Origin of the sequence: Nocardia sp. XZ_19_231 (assembly GCF_015355705.1) — a bacterium.
GTDB lineage: Bacteria > Actinomycetota > Actinomycetes > Mycobacteriales > Mycobacteriaceae > Nocardia > Nocardia salmonicida.
The window spans coordinates 744,709-768,660 of the sequence record NZ_JACUZI010000003.1 but is presented as its reverse complement, the minus strand read 5'-3'; the positions used below and the strand labels follow the sequence as shown (position 1 = coordinate 768,660).

Here is a 23,952-nt window from a genome sequence, read left to right as displayed (position 1 = left end):
CGTTTGCTTCGGCGACCCGTGGTCGCCGATCTCATCCACATGATCTGTCGGGGATCTTGCGCGAGTGTGGCGTCACGCCCACCGCGTTCATATCGAATCTTCGGTTCACGAGGTGTATTCGTGCTGCCCGAAAACATTCGATCTGCTGTTCTTTCGTGATACGAGGAGGCTCTGGTGCACGGTACGGAGTTGGGTGGGTTCAGTGCGCGACCACAGGAAGCGCAGGTCATCGGCCCGCCGTTTCCGCTGACCCCGGCCCAGCTGGGTGTCTGGTACGCGCAGCTGCTCGACCCCGATGTCCCGATCACCATCGCCCAGTACGTCGATATCGACGGCGAGCTCGATGTCACTGTGCTGCAGCAGGTTTCGGCAGAGGCCGCGCACGCCTACGGCTCGCCGCTGGTGCGCATCGGCGAATTCGACGGTGTCCCGCACCAGTACGTCGACCACACCATCGCGGTCGAGCAGGAGCTGCCGCTGATCGATCTCCGCCACCACGACGACCCCGTGGCCGCCGCGCAGGAATGGATGCGCGCCGAGTTCGGTGCCCCCATCGACCTGCTCACCGACCGGCTGGTGGCGGGTGCGGTGCTGCGGGTCGGCGAAGCGCGCTGGTTCTGGTACCTGCGCGGCCATCACATCGTGCTCGACGGGTTCGGCGCGTTCACCAACTCCCAGCGCATCGCCGAGCTCTACACCGCGCGGATGCTCGACACCCCGGCCCGCGAGGTGGTGCCGGGCGAGCTGTCGGCGCTGGTCGAGGGCGAACAGCGGTACCGCGAAAGCACCCGTTTCATCGGCGACCGTGAGCACTGGGCCCAGCGCATCGCGGGCCTGGACAGTCCTACCGCGCTCGACGGCCGCACCGCGCCGCGGTCGGCGATCAACCTGGTGACCGGAGGACGCCTGTCCGAAAACTTGGTCGACCGGCTGGAAACCATTGCCGCCAGCGATGATTCGGCGATCTCCGCGGTACTCCTCGCCGCGTTCGCCGCCTATCTGGGCCGCCTCACCGACCGCCCGGACGCGGTGCTGAGCCTGCCCGTCACCGCCCGCACCACCGCGGTCATGCGCCGCTCGGCGGGGATGCTGTCCAATATCGTGCCGCTGCGACTCCCCACGGGCGCGGCGGGTTCGGCCGCTACCTGGGGTGAGCTGCTGCGCGCGGCGCGGGTGGAGGTGGCGGGAGCGCTGCGCCATCAGCGCTACCGTGCCGAGGACATCCGCCGCGACGCCGAGGACGACGGCCGCCCCGCGCGGCGTGCGCTGTTCGGCCCGCTCGCCAACTTCATGCTCTTCCGCAGTGACCTCACACTCGGTACCACCACCGGCCGTTATCGGGTGCTGTCCACCGGTCCGATCGAGGACCTGAGCCTCAACGTCTACTACGGCGACCGCGATCGGGTGCACGTCGATTTCGAGGCCAACCCGCACCTCTACGACGCCGACACCCTGGCCAGGCATCACGCCCGCTTCCTCGGTTTCCTCGAGCGCTTGGCCGCCGCCGACCTCGACACCGCGCTGAGCGCGATCGAGGTGGCGACCGAACTGGAACTCCAGGTCAGCACGCGGATCTGGAACTCCACCCGGTTCGATGTCGATGCCGCGCTGGCCGAACGTTCGGTGCCGGTGGCCACCCTGCCCGCCCTGTTCGAAGCCCAGGTCGCGCGTACCCCCGACGATGTGGCCGTGCGCATGGCGACGTCTTCGGGCGCCGAGGACGCGACGCTGACCTATCGCGAGCTGGCCCAGCGGGTCAACCGGCTGGCCCGGCGCCTGCGGGCGGACGGCATCGGCCCGGAATCGCTGGTGGCGCTGAGTATTCGGCGGTCGCCCGAACTGGTCGTGGCGATGTACGCGGTGCTCGCCACGGGCGCGGCTTACGTGCCGATCGACCCGGATCATCCGGCCGAGCGGATCACGCACATCCTTGTCACCGCCGCCCCGGCCGCGGTGCTCACGACCACCCGCGACCGCGCGCCCGTCGACGGGCTGCCGGTGCTGACCGTGGACGCCCTCGATCTGAGCGACTACGACGACGCCCCGCTGACCGATGCCGACCGCACGGTGCCGCTGCGCCCCGGCCACCCCGCGTATGTCATCTTCACTTCCGGCTCCACCGGTCTTCCCAAGGGCGTCGCCGTCGAGCACGCCGCGATCGTGAACCGGCTGGTGTGGATGCAGCAGACCTACCGGCTGCACGGCGTCGACGTGGTGTTGCAGAAGACCCCGATCACATTCGATGTGTCGGTGTGGGAGTTCTTCTGGCCCTTGCAGATCGGCGCCACGCTGCTGCTGGCCGAGCCGGACGGCCACCGCGATCCCGGTTACCTCCGCCGAGTGATCGCCGAATACGGCGTCACCGTGGCACATTTCGTGCCATCGATGCTGGAAGTCTTTCTGTCCCAACAGGAAATCGCCGAGCGCACCTCGCTGCGGCTGGTCTTCGCCTCCGGTGAGGCTCTGCCCGCCGCGCCCGCCCAACGGCTGCGGCTGCTGACCGGTGCCCGGCTCCACAATCTCTACGGCCCGACCGAGGCCGCCGTCGACGTCACCTTCCACGAGGTGAACGACAGCGACCGGGTCACGGTGCCGATCGGCGCGCCGGTGTTCAACACCCGGCTCCATGTTCTCGACTCACGGCTGCGGCCTGTTCCAGTCGGGGCTCCGGGTGAGCTGTATCTGTCGGGGGTACAGCTCGCCCGGGGTTATGTAGGACGTCCCGAGCTCACCGCCGGACGTTTCGTCGCCGCGCCCGCGGTGGTCTCCGCCGACTCCGGGCGCACGGTCGCCGAGGGCGGATCCGGTGCCACGGTCGTGCACCCGCTGCCGGGTGAACGGATGTACCGCACCGGTGACCTGGTCCGCTGGACCACCAATGGTGAGCTGGAATACCTGGGGCGCACCGATTTTCAGGTGAAGCTGCGTGGTCTGCGGATCGAGCTCGGCGAGATCGAGGCCGTCTTGGAGAGTGTCGACTCCGCGGCGCGCGCCGTGGTCATGGTCCGTGACGACGCGGGCGTCGGCGAGCAGTTGGTCGCCTATGTCGTGGAAGCCGAGCCGGGCGCGGTCACGATCGATGATCTGCGCGAGTCCGCGCTGCGCGCGCTGCCCGCCTACATGGTGCCCGCCGCGTTCGTGCTGCTCGATACCCTTCCGGTGAACGCGTCGGGCAAGCTCGATCGCAAGGCCCTGCCCGCACCCGTCCGCACCGTCGTCACCTACGCCGAACCCGTCGGCCCGGTGGAGCAGACGGTGGCCAGGGTGTTCGGCGAGGTACTCGGCCTCGACCGCATCGGTCGCGACGACGACTTCTTCGCCCTCGGCGGCAACAGCCTGGTGGCCACCCAGGTCGCGGCCCGCCTCGGCGCCGACCTCGGCTGCCGCCTCGGCGTGCGCGATCTGTTCGGCGCGACCACTGTCGCCCGCCTCGCCGCCGCCATCGCCGAACGTGACGACACCGGTGTCTCGGCTCAGCTCCCCGTGCTCACCGCTCGCCCCCGCCCGGCACTGATTCCGCTTTCCCCCGCGCAGCAACGAATCTGGTTCCTCAACCGCTTCGACCCCTCGGCCCCCGGCTACAACATGCCGTTCGTCATCCGCCTGCGTGGCACCGCCGATCTCCCCGCCCTGGTCGCCGCGCTGCACGCGGTCGTCGACCGCCACGAGGCCCTGCGCACCGTGTTCCCCGCGGTCGACGCCCCTGGTGGTGAGGTTGCCGAGCAGGTCATCCGCGATGCCGGGTCGGTCCGCATCGGCGATCCCGTCGCAGTGTCGGCCGCAGACCTCGACGCCGAGCTGACTCGGTTCGCTCGCGCCGGGTTCGATCTCGAACGCGAAGCTCCCTTCCGCGCGGGCATTTTCGTTGTCCCGGAGGCTGTCGACAGCGCTGTGGACAACTCCGCCTCGCGGCTCGCCGAGCCCATCGCGGGCGACAGTGTGGCGGATGCTCCGGCGGGGGAGTGCGTCCTCGCTGTCGTGCTGCATCACATCGCGGCAGACGGTGTTTCGCTGCAGGTGCTCGTCCGCGACGTACTCACCGCCTACCGCGTCGCGGCCGACGGCGTCGACCCGGGTTGGTCGCCGCTGAGTGTGCAGTACGCCGACTATGCCCTCTGGCAGCGCGAGCTCCTCGGCGCCGAAGCTGATCCGCAGTCGCTCGCCTCGCGCGAAATCTCTTTCTGGGAGCGGACTCTCGCGGGACTGCCCGATCAGCTCGAGCTGCCCTCGGCCCGGCAGCGGCCGATCGAGCCGAGCATGCGCGGCGCACGCACCGCCTTCACCATCGACGCCGACCTGCATCGGCGGCTCGCCGATCTGGCCCAGCAGGCAGGCGCCTCGCTGTTCATGGTCCTGCACACCGCGCTGGCTGTGCTCCTCGCACGCTTGTCCGGGACCACCGACATCGCCATCGGTACCGGCGTCGCGGGCCGTGGTGACCGCGCCATCGACGACCTGATCGGCATGTTCGTCAACACCCTGGTGCTGCGCACCGAGGTCGATCCGGCGGCGAGCTTCACTGCCGCGCTCGAAGACACCCGGGAAACCGACCTGGCCGCCTTCGCCCATGCCACCGTTCCCTTCGATCGTCTGGTCGACGTCGTCAACCCGGCTCGCTCGCAGTCGCGTCACCCGCTGTTCCAGGTGGCGCTCAACTTCCAGGCCGTGCTCGACACCACCTTCGAACTGGCAGGCTCGCCGGTCACGGTGCGTGAGATCGAACTCGACATCACCAAGTTCGACCTACAGATCACCCTCGCCGAACGACGCGGTGCCGCAGGCGAACCCGACGGCATCGAGGCCGTCACCCTGTATGCCACCGACCTCTTCGACGAGCCCGAGATGCACACTCTCGGTGCGCGTTTCGTGCGACTACTGGCCGCGGCGGTCACCGCCCCCGACACTGCGGTCGGTGACCTCGCGCTGCTGTCGGCGCCCGAACATGCCCAGCTCGTCGGCATGCGCGGAGCACCGGTGACAGCCACCGGCCTGCTGCCCGACCTCCTGGCCACGGCCGTCGCGGCCGATGCGGATCGCGATGCCGTGACCGACGGCGACCGCACCCTCACCTACCGTGAACTGGACCGGGCGTCGTCACGCCTGGCCAGGGTCCTCATCGACAGTGGCGTCGGTCCCGACGACGTCATCGCCGTCGGCATCCCCCGCTCCATCGAGTCGGTCCTCGCGGTATGGGCCGTTGCCAAGTCGGGTGCCGCCTGGCTGCCGGTCGACCCGAGCTACCCGCTCGATCGGATCACCCATATGGTGACCGATTCCGGTGCGCGACTGGGTCTTACAGTGTCCGAGTCGCAGCCGGCGCTGCCCGGCTCGATCGACTGGCTGGTCCTCGACGAACTGAAGCTGATGGCCGAATGCGCCGGGCGTTCGAGCGCTCCCGTCGCCGACGTCGAGCGCGTTCGCCCCCTGCGCACCGAGCACCTCGCCTACGTCATCTACACCTCCGGCTCCACCGGCCTGCCCAAGGGCGTGCTGGTGACCCAGGCCGGCATCGCCGGTTTCGCCGCCGAGGAAACCGCCCGCATGTTCGGCTCCGCCGACGCCCGCGTCCTACAGGTCGGCTCGCCGTCCTTCGACATCTCGGTGATGGAATTCCTGCTCGCCGTGAACTCCGCCGCGACGCTGGTGATCGCCCCGCTGGGTCGCCATGTGGGAGACGAACTGGCCCAACTGCTCTCGGAGCAGCGAGTCACCCATGCGCTGATGACTCCGTCCGGACTGGCCGTCCTCGACCCCGCTCGACTCGACGCCCTTCGCATGGTGATGGTCGGCGGCGAAGCCTGCCCGCCCGATCTGATCGCCCGCTGGACCACCGGACCCGTCCCGCGCGCGTTCGTGAACGCCTACGGCCCCTCCGAGACCACGGTCGCCACCAATATCAGTGCCCCCCTCACCGCGGATTCCCCGCTGACCCTCGGGGCCCCACTGCGCGGCATCACCCAGTGGGTACTCGACGCGCGGCTGCGACCGGTCCCCGCCGGTGTCGCGGGCGAGCTGTACGTCGCGGGAGCCCAGGTGGCCCGTGGCTACCGCTCCCGCGCGGCCCTCACCGCGGCGCGCTTCGTCGCCTGCCCGTGGGCACCGTCCGAGCGCATGTACCGCACCGGCGACCTGGTTCGGTGGACCACCGAGGGCACCCTCGAGTACCTGGGTCGCAACGATGACCAGGTCAAACTCCGCGGCTTCCGGATCGAACTCGGTGAAGTCGAAACCGCCCTGCTCGCCCTGCCGTCGATCCGCCAGGCCGTCGTGCTCGTCCGTGCCGACGCCCACCGTGGCGACCAACTCGTCGCTTACCTGGTGCCCGCTGCCATCGAGGACCGAGCCGTCGGTGCGGCGGCAACGGCCACCGAGGTCGACGCGATCACCGCTGCCCTGCGTGGCACCCTCGCCCCGCACATGGTGCCGTCCGCGTTCGTCGTGATCGATGCGCTGCCGCTCACCCCCAACGGCAAGCTCGACCGCAAGGCGCTGCCGGAGCCGGTGTTCACCGCGCGCGCCTTCCGTGCGCCCGCCGCGGGCACCGAGTCCGTGGTGGCTCAGGTGTTCGGCGAGGTGCTCGGGGTCGAGCAGGTCGGCGCCGACGATGACTTCTTCGCGCTCGGGGGCAACTCCCTCGTCGCCACCCAGGTGGTGTCTCGCCTCGGCACCACGCTCGGTCGCGTGGTGTCGCTGAAGGTGCTGTTCGAGGCGCCGACTGTGGCCGCACTCGCCGCGGTGCTCGGCTCCGCGGAAGCGGTCGCGCCGAGGCCCGCGCTGGTGGCAGGCGAACGGCCGCACCGGGTTCCGCTGTCGTATGCCCAGCAGCGCATGTGGTTCCTGAACCAGTTCGACGCCGAATCGGTCGCCGACAATATCGCCGCCGCCATCCGCCTGACCGGCGCCATCGACTACGCCGCGATGAACGCGGCCGTCGCCGCGGTCTTCGCCAGGCACGAAGCGCTGCGGACCCGCTACCCCGCCGTCGACGGCATCCCGTTCCAGCAGGTGCTCGACGCCGACCAGCTGACGATCACCCTCGAACCGCACGCGATCGCCCTGGTCGACCTCGACAGCCGGATCCGCGCGCTGGCCGCCGTCCCTTTCACGGTCGACGAGGAACCCCCGGTCCGCCTGCATCTGCTGCACACCGACGCCGACGAGCACGTCCTCGTCCTCGTGCTGCACCACATCGCCGCCGACGGCTGGTCGGTCGCGCCACTGACCCGCGACGTGATGGTCGCCTACGCCGCTCACCGGGCGGGCATCGCACCCCAGTGGACGCCACTGCCGGTGCAGTACGCCGACTTCGCCCTCTGGCAGCGCGATGCCCTCGGTGCCGAGGACGACGCCGATTCCGCCATGTCGCGACAGATCGCCTTCTGGACGACCGAACTGGCGGATCTGCCCGACCTGCTCTCACTGCCGAGTGACCGTCCGCGCCCGGCGGTGGCCTCGGGTCGCGGTGCGCGCCAAACCTTCACGGTGCCCGCCGCGATCACCGAACGACTACGCGGCATCGGCGCGGATGCCGGCGCCTCGCTGTTCATGGCGCTGCACACCGTCTTCGCCGCCACCCTCACCAAACTGTCCGGCCAACAAGACATCTCGATCGGCACTCCGGTCGCAGGGCGCGGTGACCAGGCGCTCGACGACCTGGTCGGGATGTTCGTCAACACGCTCGTGCTGCGGGCCCGGATCCGGCCCGACGCCACCTTCACCGAACTCCTCGGCACGGTCCGCGACAGCGACCTACGCGCCCTTGCCAACACCGACGTCACCTTCGACCGTCTCGTCGAGGCGCTCAATCCCGAGCGCTCGACGGCGCGGCACCCGTTGTTCCAGGTGATGCTCGACTTCCAGAACAACTCCCGCACCGAACTCGAACTCGCGGGCTTGACCGCCACGGAAATCGAGATCGACACCCACACAGCCAAATTCGACCTGCACCTCACCCTGCGCGAGACCTCCGACGGCCTTTTCGGCCGCTTCGAGTACGCGACGGACCTCTTCGACGCGCAGACCATCACAGATCTCGGCACCCGCTTCCTGCGGATGCTGGAGACGGTGACCACCGATCCCACCGTCGTGATCGGCGACATCGACCTGCTCGACACCGCGGAGCGCACCCACCTGCTCGACACCTGGAACGCCACCGCGTACCCGGTCGACGAGCGCATGACGCTGGTCTCGCTGTTCACCGCGCAGGCCCAGCGCACCCCGGATGCGACCGCCGTGAGCTTCGAAGGCGAGTCGTTGAGCTACGCCGAGCTCGCCGCCCAGGTGAATCGCCTTGCTCGCCTGTTGATCTCGATCGGTGTTCGCCCCGATCGCACCGTGGCTCTCGGTATGCGTCGCTCGACCGACCTGGTCGTCGCCATGTACGCGGTCCTCGCCGCGGGCGGCGCCTATGTGCCGCTCGACCCGGACCACCCGGCCGAGCGCATCGCCCAGGTGATCGCCGCCGCCGATCCGGTCTGCGTCCTGACCCGTGCGATCGACGACATCGACCTGTCCGCGCAGGATCGCGATGACGCGCCCACCGCTCGTCCCGCGATTCTCGATCTCGAGCAACTCGACACCACCGACTACTCGTCCGAGCCGATCACCGACGCCGACCGCCTCGCCACCCTGACCCCCGGCAACGCCGCCTACCTGATCTTCACCTCCGGCTCCACCGGTCAGCCCAAGGGCGTCGTCGTCTCCCACACCGCCATCGTCAACCGCCTGGTGTGGATGCAGGACGCCTACCGCCTCACCCCCGCCGACGTCGTCCTGCAGAAGACCCCCGCCACCTTCGACGTGTCGGTGTGGGAGTTCTTCTGGCCCTTGCAGATCGGTGCCCGTCTCGTGCTGGCCCGCCCCGACGGCCACCGCGACCCGGCCTACCTGGCCCAGCTGATCGACACCGAGCAGATCACCGTCGCCCACTTCGTCCCCTCGATGCTGGCGGTCTTCGTCGCCGCGCTCGACGAAGCGAATGCCCGCGCCGACGCGGCGAGCGATGCGACCACGACCACCGCGAGCTGCGCTTCGCTGCGCCTGGTGTTCGCATCGGGCGAGGCACTGCCGCCCACGCCTGCTCAACTACTGCGTCGGCGCACCGGTACGGCTGTGCACAACTTGTACGGCCCCACCGAGGCCGCGGTCGACGTCACCTTCCACGAGGTGATCGACGCCGACACCGTCGCTGTCCCGATCGGCGCACCTGTGCACAACACCCAGGTGTACGTCCTCGACGGTCGGCTGCATCCGGTCCCTGTCGGCGTCCCCGGCGAGCTCTACCTGGCAGGTGCTCAACTGGCGCGAGGCTACGCGGGCCGTGCCGACCTCACCGCGGACCGCTTCGTCGCCAACCCGTTCACCCTCGCCGAGCGCATGTACCGCACCGGCGACCTCGTCACGTGGACCACCGACGGTGAGCTGGAGTACCTGGGCCGCACCGACTTCCAAGTGAAGCTGCGCGGTCTGCGGATCGAACTCGGCGAGATCGAAGCCGTCCTGTCCGGACTTCCCGAGATCACCCAGGCCGCGGTTATCGTCCGCGACGACGCCCTGGTGGCGTATCTCGTCGCACCACAGCACCTCGACGTGGATGCGGTGAAGTCCACGCTGATCCGTACCCTTCCCGCCTACATGGTCCCCGCGGCGTTCGTGGTCCTGGACGAGTTCCCGCTCAACACCTCCGGCAAGCTCGACCGGAAGTCGCTGCCCGCACCGAGTTTCGAGGCCGCGGTGTTCCGTGCGCCGGCCACCGAGGTCGCGCGCATCGTGGCAGCCACGTACGCCGCGGTCCTCGGTTTCCCCGCCGATCGTGAAGTCGGGCTCGACGACGACTTCTTCGCCCTCGGCGGCAACTCCCTCAACGCCACCCAGGTCGCGGCCCGCCTCGGCGCCGCCCTCGACACCCAGATCCCGGTCCGGTTGCTGTTCGACGCCCCGACCGTGGCCGACCTGGCCCACCGGTGCACCGCCCTGCGCGGCACCGGTGGCCGCCTCGAACTCACCACTCGCGAACGACCAGAGCGGATTCCGCTGTCAGCCGCTCAGCGCCGGATGTGGTTTCTCAACCGCTACCTCGCCGACGTCGACGGTATCGGCGATGCCGTCGACAACATCCCGGTCGCGCTGCGGCTCACCGGCGACCTCGATATCACCGCCCTCGAAGCCGCCCTCACCGACGTGGTCACCCGGCACGAGACCCTGCGAACCAGCTACCCCGACGGTGCGGAGGGCGCCGAGCAGTTGATCTCGGACACGGCAGAACTCACCCTGCGGCCCGAGGCGATCACCGAGGCGGAACTGCCCGAACGCCTGTTGTCCTGCGCCGCGGTTCGATTCGACCTCACCACCGAAATCCCGCTGCGTGCGGCCTTGTTCGCGGTGAACGGCGACCACGTGCTCGTCTTGGTGGTCCACCACATCGCCGCGGACGGTTTCTCACTCGGCCCGCTGGCCGCCGACCTGATGGCCGCCTACGCCGCTCGCCGCGAAGGGACCACCCCTACCTGGGCGCCGCTGCCGATCCAGTACGCCGACTACACCCTCTGGCAGCACGAAAACCTCGGTGAAGTGGCAGATTCCGAGTCGCAGGCACACACCCAACTGGCCTTCTGGCGCCACGGCCTGGCCGGCCTGCCCGAGCAGCTCGACCTGCCGACCGACCGTCCCCGCCCCGCCGAATCCACCTACCGTGGCGCCGTCCACCGCTTCCAGATCGACTCCGATCTGCACAGCGAACTGCGCGAACTGGCCCGCAAGCACGAGGCCACCCTGTTCAGCACCGTGCACGCGGCACTGGCCGTCCTGCTGGCCCGCCTCTCCGGCGGCAGCGACATCGCCATCGGCACTCCGGTGGCGGGCCGTGGCGAAGCCGCCCTCGACGGCCTGATCGGTATGTTCGTCAACACCCTGGTCCTGCGCACCCAGATCGACCCGCGCGTCGAATTCGAGACCGCCCTCGACGCCGTCCGCGCGGGCGACCTCGACGCACTCTCGCACGCCGACATCCCGTTCGAGCAGGTCGTGGATGCCGTCGATCCGGCGCGAGCCCGCAACCGCCACCCGCTGTTCCAGGTGGCACTGGTTCTGCAGAACTTCACCGTCCCCGCGCTGGAGGCCGCAGGGCTGCGTATCGACCCTGTCGATTTCGATGCCGCAGTGGCGAAGTTCGACCTGCAGTTCACCGTCGGCGAATCCGACGACATCGATGGACGCGCGAACGGCATGTCGATCGAAATCGCCTACGCCACTGATTTGTTCGACGAGGGCAGCGTCGCGGTACTGGCTCGTCGCTTCACCCAGGTGCTGGCCGCCGTCGTCGCCGACCCGACTGTCGTGGTGGGCGACATCCAACTGCTCAGTGCCGAAGAACAGCAGCGCACCCTGCACGAATGGTCGTCCACCGGCGCTTCGGTGGCCGCCGCCGACACCATGGTGGACCGATTCACCCGCGCCGCCGCCCTCGACCCGAACGCCGTCGCCGTGAAAGCGGGCGATCTCACCCTGAGCTACGGCGAGCTCGACGCCTGGTCCAACCGCCTGGCCCGGCGTCTCGTCGCCGCGGGTGTCGGCCCGGAATCGCTGGTAGCGGTGGCACTTCCGCGTTCGGTGGAGCTGCCCGTCGCCTTGCTCGCCGTGCTGAAGGCGGGCGGCGGTTACCTGCCGATCGACCCCAACTACCCGGCCGATCGCATCGAATACGTGCTGGACGACGCCCGCCCGCACTGCGCCATCACCAACGACGACACCGGCCTGGCGCACGACTGGTTCGGTGGCCCGGTCATCGACCCCGACGCGGGCAACCTGTCCGACTTCGCCGCCGAACCCCTGACCGACGCGGACCGGCGTACGCCCCTGGCCCCCGCCAACACCGCCTACGTCATCTACACCTCCGGTTCGACCGGCCGCCCCAAGGGCGTCGTCGTTCCGCACACGAATGTCGTCGCTTTGCTGGACAACACCGCGGCGCGCTTCGACTTCGGTCCGTCGGATGTGTGGACGATGTTCCACTCCTACGCCTTCGACTTCTCGGTGTGGGAGCTGTGGGGCGCCCTGCTCCACGGCGGCTCGATCGTCCTGGTCGACTACTTCACCTCTCGCTCGCCCGAACAGTTCCGCGAGCTGCTGCGCGCCGAACGCGTCACCGTGCTCAATCAGACGCCGTCAGCGTTCTACGGGCTCGTCGCCGCCGACCTGGCCACGCTCGAACCCGCCGAATACGCTTTGCGCACAGTGATCTTCGGTGGCGAAGCGCTCGAACCCCAACGCCTGGCCGGCTGGTTCGCCCGCTACCCGGACTCGCCCCGCATGGTGAACATGTACGGCATCACCGAGACCACCGTGCACGCCTCCTACCGGGAGATCACCCCGAACACCGGCTCCGCCAGCGTGATCGGCGGCGCCATCGCGGGACTGACAGTGCGCGTGCTGGATTCGCGTCTGCGCCCCGTTCCGGTCGGCGTGCCCGGCGAGATCTACGTCTCCGGACCGCAGCGGGCGCGCGGCTACCTGGGCCGACCCGACCTGACCGCGAGCCGCTTCGTCGCCGACCCCTACGGGCCTGCCGGATCCGTCGCCTACCGCTCGGGCGACCTCGCCCGCTGGACGGTGGCGCCGGACGGTCTCGCGTCGTCGCCTTCGGCAGCCGCCGAACTCGAATACCTGGGCCGTGCCGATCAACAGGTGAACCTGCGTGGCTTCCGCGTCGAGCTCGGTGAGATCGAGGCCGCGCTGCTGCGCAGTTCGGTAGCCCCGCGCGAAGTGGCGGTACTCGTCCGTACCGACCTGGTCGACGAGCCGCGAATCGTGGCCTACCTGGTCGCGGAATCGACCCACATCGACACCGCCGACCTGCGCAAGGAGCTGGCGCGGACCCTGCCCGAGCACATGCTCCCGGCCGCCGTGGTGCTGGTCGACCGCATTCCGCTCACGGTCAACGGCAAGCTCGACCGTGCCGCACTCCCGGCACCCGTCTTCGAGACCACCGCCTACCGCAAGCCCGCCACGATCAGCGAGCAGATCATCGCCGACGTCTACACCGAGGTCCTCGGCCGTACCGACGGGCAGCCGGTCGGCGCCGACGACGACTTCTTCGCGCTCGGCGGCAGCTCCCTGCTGGCAGCCAAAGCCGTCGCCCGCATCGGCGCCGCCCTCGACCGGCGCGTCGGTGTGCGAACCCTGTTCGAGACGCCGCGCGTCGCCGAGTTGGCCGCCGCCGTCGATGCGCAGTCCGAGGTCGCTCGGCCCGCGCTCGTTGGCCGGGCCCGTCCCGACTTCCTTCCGCTGTCCCCGGCTCAGCAGCGGATGTGGTTCCTCAACCGTTTCGACGGCGCGTCGGTGGCCTACAACATCCCGTTCGCGCTGCGCCTGAGCGGTGCGCTCGATACCGGTGCGTTGCAGGCCGCGATGTCCGACGTGGTCGCCCGGCACGAGTCACTGCGCACCATGTACCCGGTGTCGCGGGCCGCGGGGACCGACATCGACGGCACTCCGACGCAGTCGATCGTGGCTGCCGCCGACGCCGTGGTGTCGCTGGAACCGATCGCGGTCGCCGACGCGGACCTGCCCGCGGCGATTCGCGAACTGGCCGAGACGACCTTCGACGTCACCACCGAGATTCCGGTGCGCATGCGCCTGTTCCAGGTGGCCGATACCGAATTCGTGCTGGCCGCCGTCATGCACCACATCGCGGCCGACGGCTCCTCCATCGCGCCCTTCGTGGCCGACCTGATGCGGGCGTACACCGCCCGGCTCGCCGACACCGCACCCAGTTGGGCACCGCCCGCCGTGCAGTTCGCCGACTACGCACTGTGGCAACGCGACCTGCTCGGCGACGAGTCCGATCCGGAATCCGTCGCCGCCCAGCAGGTCAGCTACTGGCAGACCCAGCTCGCCGGACTGCCCGATCAGTTGGCCCTGCCGACCGACCGGCCACGCCCGGCCCGGCAGAGCCTGCGCGGCGACAAGGTGAGCTTCACCGTCGACGCCGATCTGCACGCCGCGCTGATCGCGCTCGGTCGCGGCAATGGCGCCACGCTGTTCATGGTGGTCCACGCGGCCTTCGCGGCCCTGCTGGCCCGGGTCTCCGGCACCGCCGATATCGCCGTCGGCACCCCGAACGCGGGACGCGGCGAAGCCGAACTCGACGAGGTCATCGGCATGTTCGTCAACACCCTCGTCCTGCGCACCCAGGTCCCGGGCGACGCCGCGTTCACCGACTTGCTCGCCGCGGCACGCACTTCCGATATCGCCGCGTTCTCACACGCCGATGTGCCGTTCGAGCGGTTGGTCGAGGTGCTCAACCCGGCCCGTTCCACCGCGCGGCACCCGCTGTTCCAGGTCGGCTATTCGTTCCAGAACCACGAGCGTGGTCAGCTGGAACTACCTGGACTGACCGTCGCGAACATCGAATTCGATTCCGGCGTAGCACAGTTCGATCTGCACCTGTTCGCGCTCGACAACTACACCGTCGAAGGCTCTCCGGCGGGCATCGAGATGGCCCTCGGCTATGCCACCGATCTGTTCGACGCCGGAACCGCCGAACGCTTCGTCGCTCAGCTGCGCCGGGTGCTCGAATCCGTCACCACTACACCGGATGTCGTCGTCGGCGACCTCGACGTGCTCGGCGCCGACCGCACCCTGCTCCTCGAAACGTGGAACGACACCGCTCATCCGGTCGAGTCGACCACCCTCGCCGAACTGGTTGCCCGCCAAGCTGACCGAACCCCGGCCGCGCTCGCGCTGGTGGACGACGCGACCGGCGAATCCCTGGACTACGCCACCTTCGATGCCCAGATCAACCGGGTCGCCCGGCTCCTGATCGCCGAGGGTGTCGGCCCGGAACGCACTGTCGTGCTGGCCATGCGTCGGAGCATCGACCTCGTGATCGCCATGCACGCCGTTGTCCGGGCGGGCGGCGCGTACGTGCCGATCGACCCTGATCACCCGGCTGACCGCATCTCTGACATCGTCGCCACCGCGGCACCGCTGTGCGTGCTCACCACAGCGGCCGACGGTCTACCGATCTCCGTCGACGCCCCCGTCTTCGAGCTGGATCACCGCGCCCTGCAAGATCTCTCGACCGACCCGGTGACCGATGTCGAGCGCATCGCCCCGCTGCGTCCGGAGCACCCCGCATACATCATCTTCACCTCGGGCTCCACCGGTCGCCCCAAGGGCGTAGCCGTCCCGCATGCCGCGATCGTCAACCAGCTCGCCTGGCTGCACGACCGCTTCGCCATGACCACCACCGATCGCGTCCTCCTGAAAACCCCTGCCACCTTCGACCTCTCGGTCTGGGAGTTCTGGTCGCCGTTGAGCTCCGGCGGGGCCCTGATCGTCACCCGCCCCGGTGACGAGCGTGACCCGGATCGGCTGCGCACCATCATGACCCGGCACGGCGTCACCGTCCTGCACGCGGTGCCGTCACTCGTCGGCATGCTCCTGACCGCCGACACCGCCCTCCCGGTGTCACTGCGGGCCGTCCTCGCCATCGGCGAAGCACTGCCCGCCGCCACCGCTACCCAGTTCCGCGCCAGCGGCACCACCGCCGCCCTGCACAACCTGTACGGCCCGACCGAGGCTGCCGTCTCGATCACCGAATACGAAGTAGCCCATGACCCGTCGCACGTTGTGCCGATCGGTGCCCCGGCTTGGAACAGTGCCCTCTACGTCCTCGACGCTCGTCTGCGGCCGGTCCCGATCGGCGTAACAGGCGAGCTCTACCTGGCCGGAGGCCAACTCGCCCGCGGCTATCACGGCCGCCGAGCGCTCACCGCCGACCGCTTCGTCGCCAACCCCTTCGCCACCAGCGCAGGTGCGTCGCTCGGATCGCGGATGTACCGCACCGGCGACATCGTGCGGTGGCGAGCCGACGGCACCCTCGAATACCTCGAACGTGCGGACTTCCAAGTCAAGATCGGTGGCTTCCGCATCGAACTCGGCGAGGTCGAAACAGCCCTGCTGCGCTGCGCCGATGTGCGTGCCGCGGTCGCCGTGGCCAAGACCGACGAGCACGCGGGGGCCCGGCTGATCGCCTACGCGGCGGTCGCCGACCTGACCCCGGGCGACGAACAAGCCGTCGCGGCCCGACTGCGCGGGGAACTCGCCGCGAACCTGCCCGCCTACATGGTTCCCGCCGCGCTGGTGGTGCTCGACGCGTTGCCGCTCAACGCCAACGGCAAGGTCGACCGGGCCACCCTGCCCGAACCCGAGTTCGCCGAGGCGGCCTTCCGCGCCCCGGTCACCGGGGTCGAACAACTTGTCGCCCGGACTTTCGCCGAGGTGATCGGCTGCCCGACCGCCGGGCTCGACGACGACTTCTTCGCCCTCGGCGGCAACTCGCTGATGGCAACCCGGCTGGCCGCGCGCCTCGGCGCCGCGCTGGGCATCCGAGTCCCGGTAGCAGCGGTCTTCGATGCCCCGACGGTGGCCGCACTGGCCGAACACCTCGCCACCGCCGATCGCACCGCCGCCCGCCCTCCGCTGACCAAACGCACCAGCGAAGGTCCCGCGGTCCTCTCGCCCGCGCAGCAACGCATGTGGGTCCTGCACCAACTGTCACCGCAGTCCTCGGCCTATCACATCCCGGCCGCCATCCGCCTCACCGGAAACCTCGACCTGCCCGCCCTGCAAGCGGCGATCGCCGACCTGCTTGCCCGCCACGACACCCTGCGCACCCGCTACCCGGACACCGCAGGCGGCCCCGTGCAGCAGGTGATGCCTGCCTGGTCCGCGGCCGTCGACCTCACCCCCATCCCGGTCGCGCCCGCCGATGTCGAAACCCGAATCGCGGCTCTCGTCGCGCAGCCCTTCGACATCACGGCCGCGCCCCCGATCAGAGTCGCCCTCTACCGCCTCGCCGACAACGATCACGTCCTCGTCGTCGTGGTGCACCACATCGGCGCCGACGGCTACTCGATCGACCCGCTCACCCGAGACCTGGTGCGCGCCTATGTCGATCGCAGCCAAGGGCGCCAACCCGGCTGGGACCCGCTGGAAATCCAGTACGGCGACTTCAGCGTCTGGCAACGCGACCTGCTCGGCACCGACGCCGACCCCGACAGCGTGCTCACCCAACAGCTCACCTACTGGACCCGCGAGCTCGCGGGCGCACCCGAACTGCTGGCGCTGCCGACGGACCGTCCGCGCGCGACCCGGCGCGAAATGCGCGGTGCGACGATCGAATTCGAGATCGACGCCGCGCTCACTCGCAGCCTCGACCAGGTAGCTCGCACCAACGGAACCACCCTGTTCACACTGGTCCACAGCGCTCTGGCCGTCCTGCTCGCCAAACAATCCGGCAGCGCCGACATCACCATCGGCGCCCCGGTCTCCGGTCGCGGCGCTCGCGAACTCGACGATCTCGTCGGCATGTTCGTCAACACCGTCGCCCTGCGCACCGAGATCGACTCACGCGCACCGTTCACCGAACTGCTGGCCCAGGCCAAACGTCGCGACCTGGCCGCCCTCTCCCACGCCGACGTCCCGTTCGAGCAGGTGGTCGATGCCATGGGTCGCACGCGAACCGGCGCCTACACCCCGCTGTTCCAGGTGATGCTGACCTTCCAGAACATGCCGCCGGGCGGTATCGACCTACCCGGCCTACACGTTCGAACGCTGGACCCGGGCCTGACGGAAGCCAAGTTCGACCTGCACCTCACCGCCCTGCAGCGCTACGCGGATGACGGCACCCTGGACGGCCTCGATGTCCACTTCGGCTACGCCACGGACCTGTTCGACGCGTCCACGGTCGAAGCGCTGGCCGAACGGTTCCGCAAGATCCTCGCCGCCGTCGCCGCCGATCCCGCCGTGGCGGTGCGTGCCATCGACATGCGCACCGACGCCGAAAAGACCCCACCACCGAGCACCTACACCATCGCCGATCTTCCGAGCCTCGTCGGCTCGGCAGCTCGGCTCGCGCCGGCGACCGTGGCATTCGCCCACGGCGAGCACGCCATCTCCTACGGAGCACTCGACGCCAAACTCACCGCGGTGAGCAGGGCGATGGGCGCGAAGATGAAACCTGAAGCGTTGGTGAACGTCGCGCTGGCCGGCCTCGTGCCCGGCGTGCTCGCCGCCCTCGGCGCGGCCGGTCTCACTTCCACTCTGCAAACACTGGTGACCGATGCTGCCGCGGTAATCGCCGGGGCGGGGTCGGCTGACGACTCGGAAGGACAACTCTGATGTCGCACACGGATTCGGTCACGACCGCCGCCACCCTCGCCGCGCTCCTGCGTGACCTGGACGGCGATCGGCCGCGTGACCCGGCGACCCTGCTCGCCGCCTTCTCCACCTACGCCGATCGCGAACCCGACATGCTCGCGGTGCGCGACGGCGAAATCGGTCTCACCTACGGCGACTTAGCCGAGCGTGTCGATGCCTTGGCCGCGGCTCTCATCGAGCACGGCGTCGGCCCCGAGACCACCGTCGCGGTGTCGCTACCGCGCTCGGCGGAACTCGTTGTCGCCGTGCACGCGGTACTCGCCGCGGGCGGTGCCTTCGTTCTGCTCGACCCCGCTACCCCCGTGGATGGGCAGAGCCGCACCTTGGCACTGGCCACGCCAACGCTCGTCCTCACGAGCGCCCGAACGCGGCACCCGGCCGGGTTCCCTGTTCTGTATACCGACGCCACCGTCGAGATCACTCCCGACGAGCTACCAGGGCCTACCGCGGACAACCCGGCCTATCTCGTCGTCGACTTCGCCGCCTCGACCGCCGTCGTCGTCGGACACCGTGCGGCACAGGCGAATTCGAGCTGGCGTCAGCGCCTCTGCGGGATCGGCGCCGGTGATTCCGTGCTCTGGCACGCTCCGCTGACCGGACAGGCCGCGGTAGGGGAGATGCTGCTCGCCTTGCAAACCGGTGCCACGCTGGTGGTCTCGCCTTCGGAAGTGCTCGCCGACGCGATTTCCCGAACCGGCGTGACCACAGCATGTCTGGACCACGCCGAGCTGGCCGAACTGGCGGCGCTGCCCGATGCCGAGGAACGCCTCGACTCGCTGCGCGTGGTGCTCGGCTCCGGTGGGTCATTGCTCGCGAAAACCGCTGCCGCCTTGCGCGCGGTGAGCGGAGCGACCCTGTGGCATGTCTACGGCAGGCCCGAAACCGCGGGCGAGTTCGTCGCGCACGAGGTGACCGGGGCCGATCTGGAGGTGGTCCCGTTCGGATCGGCTGCCGACGATGTCGAACTGCTGATCCTCGACGAGCACCTGTGCCCCGTCGCCGACGGTGAAATCGGCGAACTCTATGTCTCCGGTGTGCAATTGGCGCGTGGTTACGTCGGCAGGCAGGCCACCGCCGCGACCTTCCTGGCCAACCCCATCGGCCCGGTGGACGACCGCATGTTCGCCACCGGCGACCTGGTGCGGCGCAGGCCGCCGGGCGATGCCTGGACCGCCGAGATCGAATTCGTCGCCCGCATCGACGACGGGCACTATTCCGGTGCGGTGGGACTGCCGGGCGAGCTTCTACTCGACGAATTCGAAGCGCAGTCCGCCGCAACCCCTTTCGACCCGGCCGTCGTCCATGCGCCGAGCGACGGCCCGACATCGATCATCACCTACGGTGACCTCGACCGGCGCACCAACCAACTGGCCAGGCATCTGACCGCCCTCGGCATCGGCCCCGAATCCGCTGTGCTCGTGGATGTTCCACGTTCCATCGAGTTCGTGGTGGCCACCTACGCGGTTCTCAAGTCCGGTGGCACGGTGGTGCCGATCGACACCGGAAACCCCCTGATCCCACCGGTCGTCAACCCCGCCCTGGCCCTGACCATCGCGGCCCGCGAACACCTCGGGGCCTACGACATCCCGACGGTCACGGTCGACCGGGTCGCGCTGTCGGCCTACTCCAGTGAACCGATCGCCCGTGGCGAACATCGCGCCCCGATCCTGCCGCAGCATTCCGCCTTCGTGCTGTTTCCGCCCGGCGCACCCCACAGCGTCAAAATCAGCCACGCTGCCGCGGTTCATCGGGTAGCCGCCATGCAGGCCCGCCACCATCTCTCCACTCGCGACGTCTACCTGCACCAGGCCCACACCGGCGACGCCACCGCCTGGCACGGCTACCTGCTACCTCTTCGCGTCGGCGCGACCGTAGTCCTCACCGAACCGCCCGACCCCGCCCGGTTAGCCGCCCTCATCACCGCCTACGGCATCACCACCACCGACTTCACCCCGCACTTCGCGCCCGCCCACCCCACCCACGGCGACCGTCTGTTCCGCACCAGCGAGCTCGCTCACCACGACATCGAAGGCACCCCATCAGCATTAGCCCACCTGGGCACTCTCCTCGGAAAGGCCACCCCATGACCAACCCGTTCGACGACGACAACGCCCAGTTCTACGTCCTGGTCAACACCGAAGGTGAACACTCCCTCTGGCCCACCTTCGCCGCCGTCCCCGGCGGGTGGTCGGTAGCCTTCGGCGCCGCCCCCCGAACCTCCTGCCTGCACTACGTGGAATCCCACTGGCTCGACATGCGCCCCAACTCCCTCATCGCCGCCATGTCCAACAAGCCCTGACCTGTCAGACGGTCGGGCTAGCTTCTCCCCATGGGACTTACCGTAGGAACCGGGGGACTGGCCTATGCCGTGGAAGACGGCAGTGACCCGGAAAATCTCGACAGGCTGAGAGATCAGCTGCGTGCGCTCAACGAATTGCTGGTGCAGGAGGGGCTATCTCCGCACGACGAGCCGACGGTTGCGGGCTCAGCAGTGAACCGCGCTCGAATATTGGGCGTGCCCTACTCTTTCGTGCACTATCTGCGACGCGCGTATGCCCTGGCGCGCGAGTACCCCGAGCAACCGCTGACTCCCGTTGCCGAGGGAGAGCGGGCTTCGGATGATCCAGTCATCAATTCGGTCGGATCCACCTTCGACTCCCACCTCGTCTGCCACTCGGATTGCGAAGGGCTCTACGTTCCCGTCGAATTCGATGAAGTTCTCTTCGTCGGCGAAGGGGTCGACATCGCCGGTGGCACGGTCGGGTCGAGCATGGCGCTGATGCGCGAACTTGCTTATGTCGCACCGTATTTGGGTATCGGGTTGGTCGAAGGTGAACTATCCGATGCCGAGCTCGCCCGGATCCGGGCAGTGCTGGACAGCCACAACGACGCGGAGCACCCATTCTACCGGGAGTTGAACACCTGGCTGTTGTTCTTCGAGGCCGCCAGGGTTTCGATCGCGAACAGCACCGTCATCGAATTCGGGTGAATCCCCGGACCTCTCAGTCGACGCGGGTCATCGGTGGTGGCTGCCACTTCCCGTCGAGCGCAGCCTCCTTGGGTGCGTAGAGGCGCAGAGTCAGGGAGAAGATGCCTGTCGAGGGAATGGGGAGCCAGTTGCCCGTGGGGACGGCGGGGCGTGGGTCCTGTTGTTGGACAGTGAGTTCCACGGAGCCGTCGGGGGCGCGGACCACGGCGGGGAAGTGGCCGACCGAGTAGATCTCGTCGGGGTTGGGGACCAGGAAGCCTTGGGTGTCGTAGGCGGTGATCGTGGCGAAGGCGTCGACGGGGGGCCATTGGCCTGGTTCGAAGCGGATTCGGTAGCGCAGGGGTTCGCCTCGGTCGTCGGTGGTGGGCGCGTCCAGGTTCGCGTAGAGGACGTCGCGGATGGGGGCGAGGCCGGGCGAGAGCCTGGTGGTGGCCGCGCGGCGTAAGTAGTCGGTGCCGTAGGTGCCGCCCAGGTCGATGGGAATTTCCCAGCCGTTGACCCGGCGGGCGGTGGGGTCCTTCCAGTCGGCGATGCGGCGCTGGGCCTGGCGGACCGCTTCGTCGAGGACGTCGGCCGGAAGGTTGTCGACAACTCCGCCGGGTTGGATGTCGATCGTGGCCAGCTCGGTCATCAGCGGTGCGTCGTCGGCGGCCGGGGGATCGGCGATCATCAGCCGGCAGGCGCGGTCGAGATAGGTGCGGCCGTCCAGTGCCGCGATCCGTTTCGCCGGGGGTTCCGGCCCACGGTCGATCGGGTGGACGCGGCTGACCGTGCTGTCGAGTTCACCGCGGTTCCAGGCGCTCAGCGGGATCAGTTTCATCCGCTGCTGCCACTGGTTGACCTTCGTCGCGTCCTCGGTGCCGTTGATCTGGATCCGCCCGACGATGGTGCACAGCTCCGACGGCATTCGCAGCCGTGTCATCCGCGCAGGCAGCTCGCCCGTCCACTGCGGGCCGGTGAGGAGATAGGTGAAAGGCGGACCGTCGGCGTTCACTGCGGTCCGCGGGTTCTCACTGGTCAGGTCGTGCACGGTATTGGCCCACCCGTCGAGCAACTGGACCAGCCAGAACCGGTCGGGCTCCGCCCCGGGAATCTGCAACACCATCGGCTCATCGGCCAGGTCCAGCCACGCCTGCGTGTAGACCATGTCGTTGCTGAGTCTGGCCACTCCGCGGTCGTAGGGATCGGGCAGCACGCTGTGATCGAGGCTGTTGGTCGGACCACTGGCCGCCCGCATCATGTCCATCATGATCAACGGATAACCGAAGATGTAGGCGTCGATCGCCAGGGCGAGCACATCCGGGCGACCAGTGGTGCGAACCGGCCAGGACGTCGGGTCGTCGCCACATGCGGGCAACACCGCTCCCACCGCGACTGCGGCACCGAGCCCCAGCAACGATCGCCTGGTCAGCGCGCTCGCGCGAGGATCCATTCACGCTCCGTTCGACGGACCTGATCGCCGAGCGTAGGCCGTATCGAGAACGGTCCGCCTCATACGCGACGGGTGAATTGCCTCAACCGAGCAGCACCCGCCGCATCAGGAATCCCACCCTGGCCCGGCCCGCGATCGGGTCGTCGCCGAACCGCTGACCGAGGTCGATGACCATGGCGAACGCCGCGTGCACCAGGAATCTCGCCTCGGCCGCGGAAAGCTCCGGCCGCATCTCGCGCACCAGTCGCGCCCACTCCTGCACGCTCAACCGCTGGATATTGCGCAGGACGGCACGTTCCTCGGCGGGCACGTGGCCGAACTCGGCGTAATAGACGACGGCGAGCGCTCGCTCGTTGAACGTGTCGGCCACGAACTGATCGACCAGCACGCCCAGCGCCGCGCCACTGTCGGGCGTGCTCGCGACCGCGGGCCCGATCGCCCCGGACACCCGGTCCGCCGCCCGCCGGAACGCGGCGGCGAGGATATCGCTCTTGCCGCGATAGAACCGGTACACCGCCGACGCCGCCGACAATCCCGCCGCCGAGGCGATGTCCTCCACGCTGACATTGGGATAGCCGCGTTTGTGGAAAAGGTCCACCGCTTTACGAAGCAGCAGTTCGTGTTTGAACGAATCCGGAATCTCGGCGCGGGCGCCCTGCTCCGAAACGGTTGCCGCAGGCGGCAATTCCCTGTCGGTCAGTGCCATGCAGGCTGAACCGAGCAATCTGTTCAGCGTGCGAACGGGCAGTGCCGCGTGGTGATCGGCGACGCTGGTGATCACACCGAGAATCGCCGTGGAGATCATGCGCCGCTCAGCCGTGGTCAATTCGGGACGCAGGTCCGCCAACTGTTCGTCGAGCGCGACCAGCACCGACCCCTGCTGCTCCTCGAGCACCACCCGATCCGTCGGTTCCAGGTAGCGGCCCTCCCACCGCACCAGCCGCACCGTCGCCCGATTCTCCACGGTCGCGCCGATCAGCCCGGTCAGCATGTGCCGCAACCGTTGCCCCGCGGGCAGCGTGTCCTCGGCCGACACCACGATCGACGATGTGAACGCCTGCCCGACCCGAAGTAACTCCTCCCGGAACAACGCGTACTTGCTGGGGTAGTGCCGGTACAGCGCGGCCGAGCTGATCCCCAGCCCGGACGCGATGTCCTCCATGCTCACCCCGTGATACCCAGCGGCCCCGAACGCCACCGCCGACGACGCCGCGATTTGCGCCCGACGATTCTTCGGCCTACGCCGCACTTCGGTCCCAGCTACCCCACGCGCCCCACGAGACTCGCTGACATTCATACGTGAAGTGTA

Annotated in this window: 6 protein-coding genes; 4 read left to right on the top strand and 2 right to left on the bottom strand. The window is 69.0% G+C overall.

Features of this window, described 5'->3' with window-relative positions; genetic code table 11:
• Nucleotides 1–174: 174 nt before the first annotated feature.
• The 4 genes from IBJ82_RS16595 (at nt 175) to IBJ82_RS16580 (ending at nt 21,211) form a co-directional block, all read left to right on the top strand.
• Nucleotides 175–18,183: a non-ribosomal peptide synthase/polyketide synthase gene (locus tag IBJ82_RS16595; protein ID WP_370585341.1), complete on the top strand. Its 18,009-nt coding sequence runs from the start codon at nt 175–177 to the stop codon at nt 18,181–18,183.
• On the top strand, nt 18,183–20,309 hold the full coding sequence (locus tag IBJ82_RS16590; protein ID WP_194826784.1) for an AMP-binding protein: 2,127 nt from the start codon (nt 18,183–18,185) through the stop codon (nt 20,307–20,309). The genes IBJ82_RS16595 and IBJ82_RS16590 overlap by 1 nt, the downstream gene beginning before the upstream one ends.
• Entirely contained in the window at nt 20,306–20,521 is a 216-nt protein-coding gene (locus tag IBJ82_RS16585) for an MbtH family protein (RefSeq protein WP_056814159.1), read from the top strand. Before IBJ82_RS16590 ends, IBJ82_RS16585 begins: the two co-directional genes overlap by 4 nt.
• Nucleotides 20,522–20,590: 69 nt before the next feature.
• The gene (locus tag IBJ82_RS16580; protein WP_194826783.1) at nt 20,591–21,211 is read left to right on the top strand and encodes a hypothetical protein; all 621 of its coding nucleotides are present in this window, start codon (nt 20,591–20,593) and stop codon (nt 21,209–21,211) included.
• A gap of 13 nt (nt 21,212–21,224) precedes the next feature.
• Here the strand turns inward: IBJ82_RS16580 and IBJ82_RS16575 are convergent, their stop codons facing one another.
• Together IBJ82_RS16575 and IBJ82_RS16570 are read right to left on the bottom strand one after the other, a co-directional pair.
• The gene (locus IBJ82_RS16575; RefSeq protein WP_194826782.1) at nt 21,225–22,643 is read right to left on the bottom strand and encodes a DUF1254 domain-containing protein; all 1,419 of its coding nucleotides are present in this window, start codon (nt 22,641–22,643) and stop codon (nt 21,225–21,227) included.
• An 82-nt stretch (nt 22,644–22,725) separates the two neighbouring features.
• A complete protein-coding gene (locus IBJ82_RS16570) occupies nt 22,726–23,940 on the bottom strand; it encodes a TetR/AcrR family transcriptional regulator (protein ID WP_194826781.1) in 1,215 nt (404 codons plus the stop codon).
• Between the last annotated feature and the right edge of the window lie 12 nt (nt 23,941–23,952).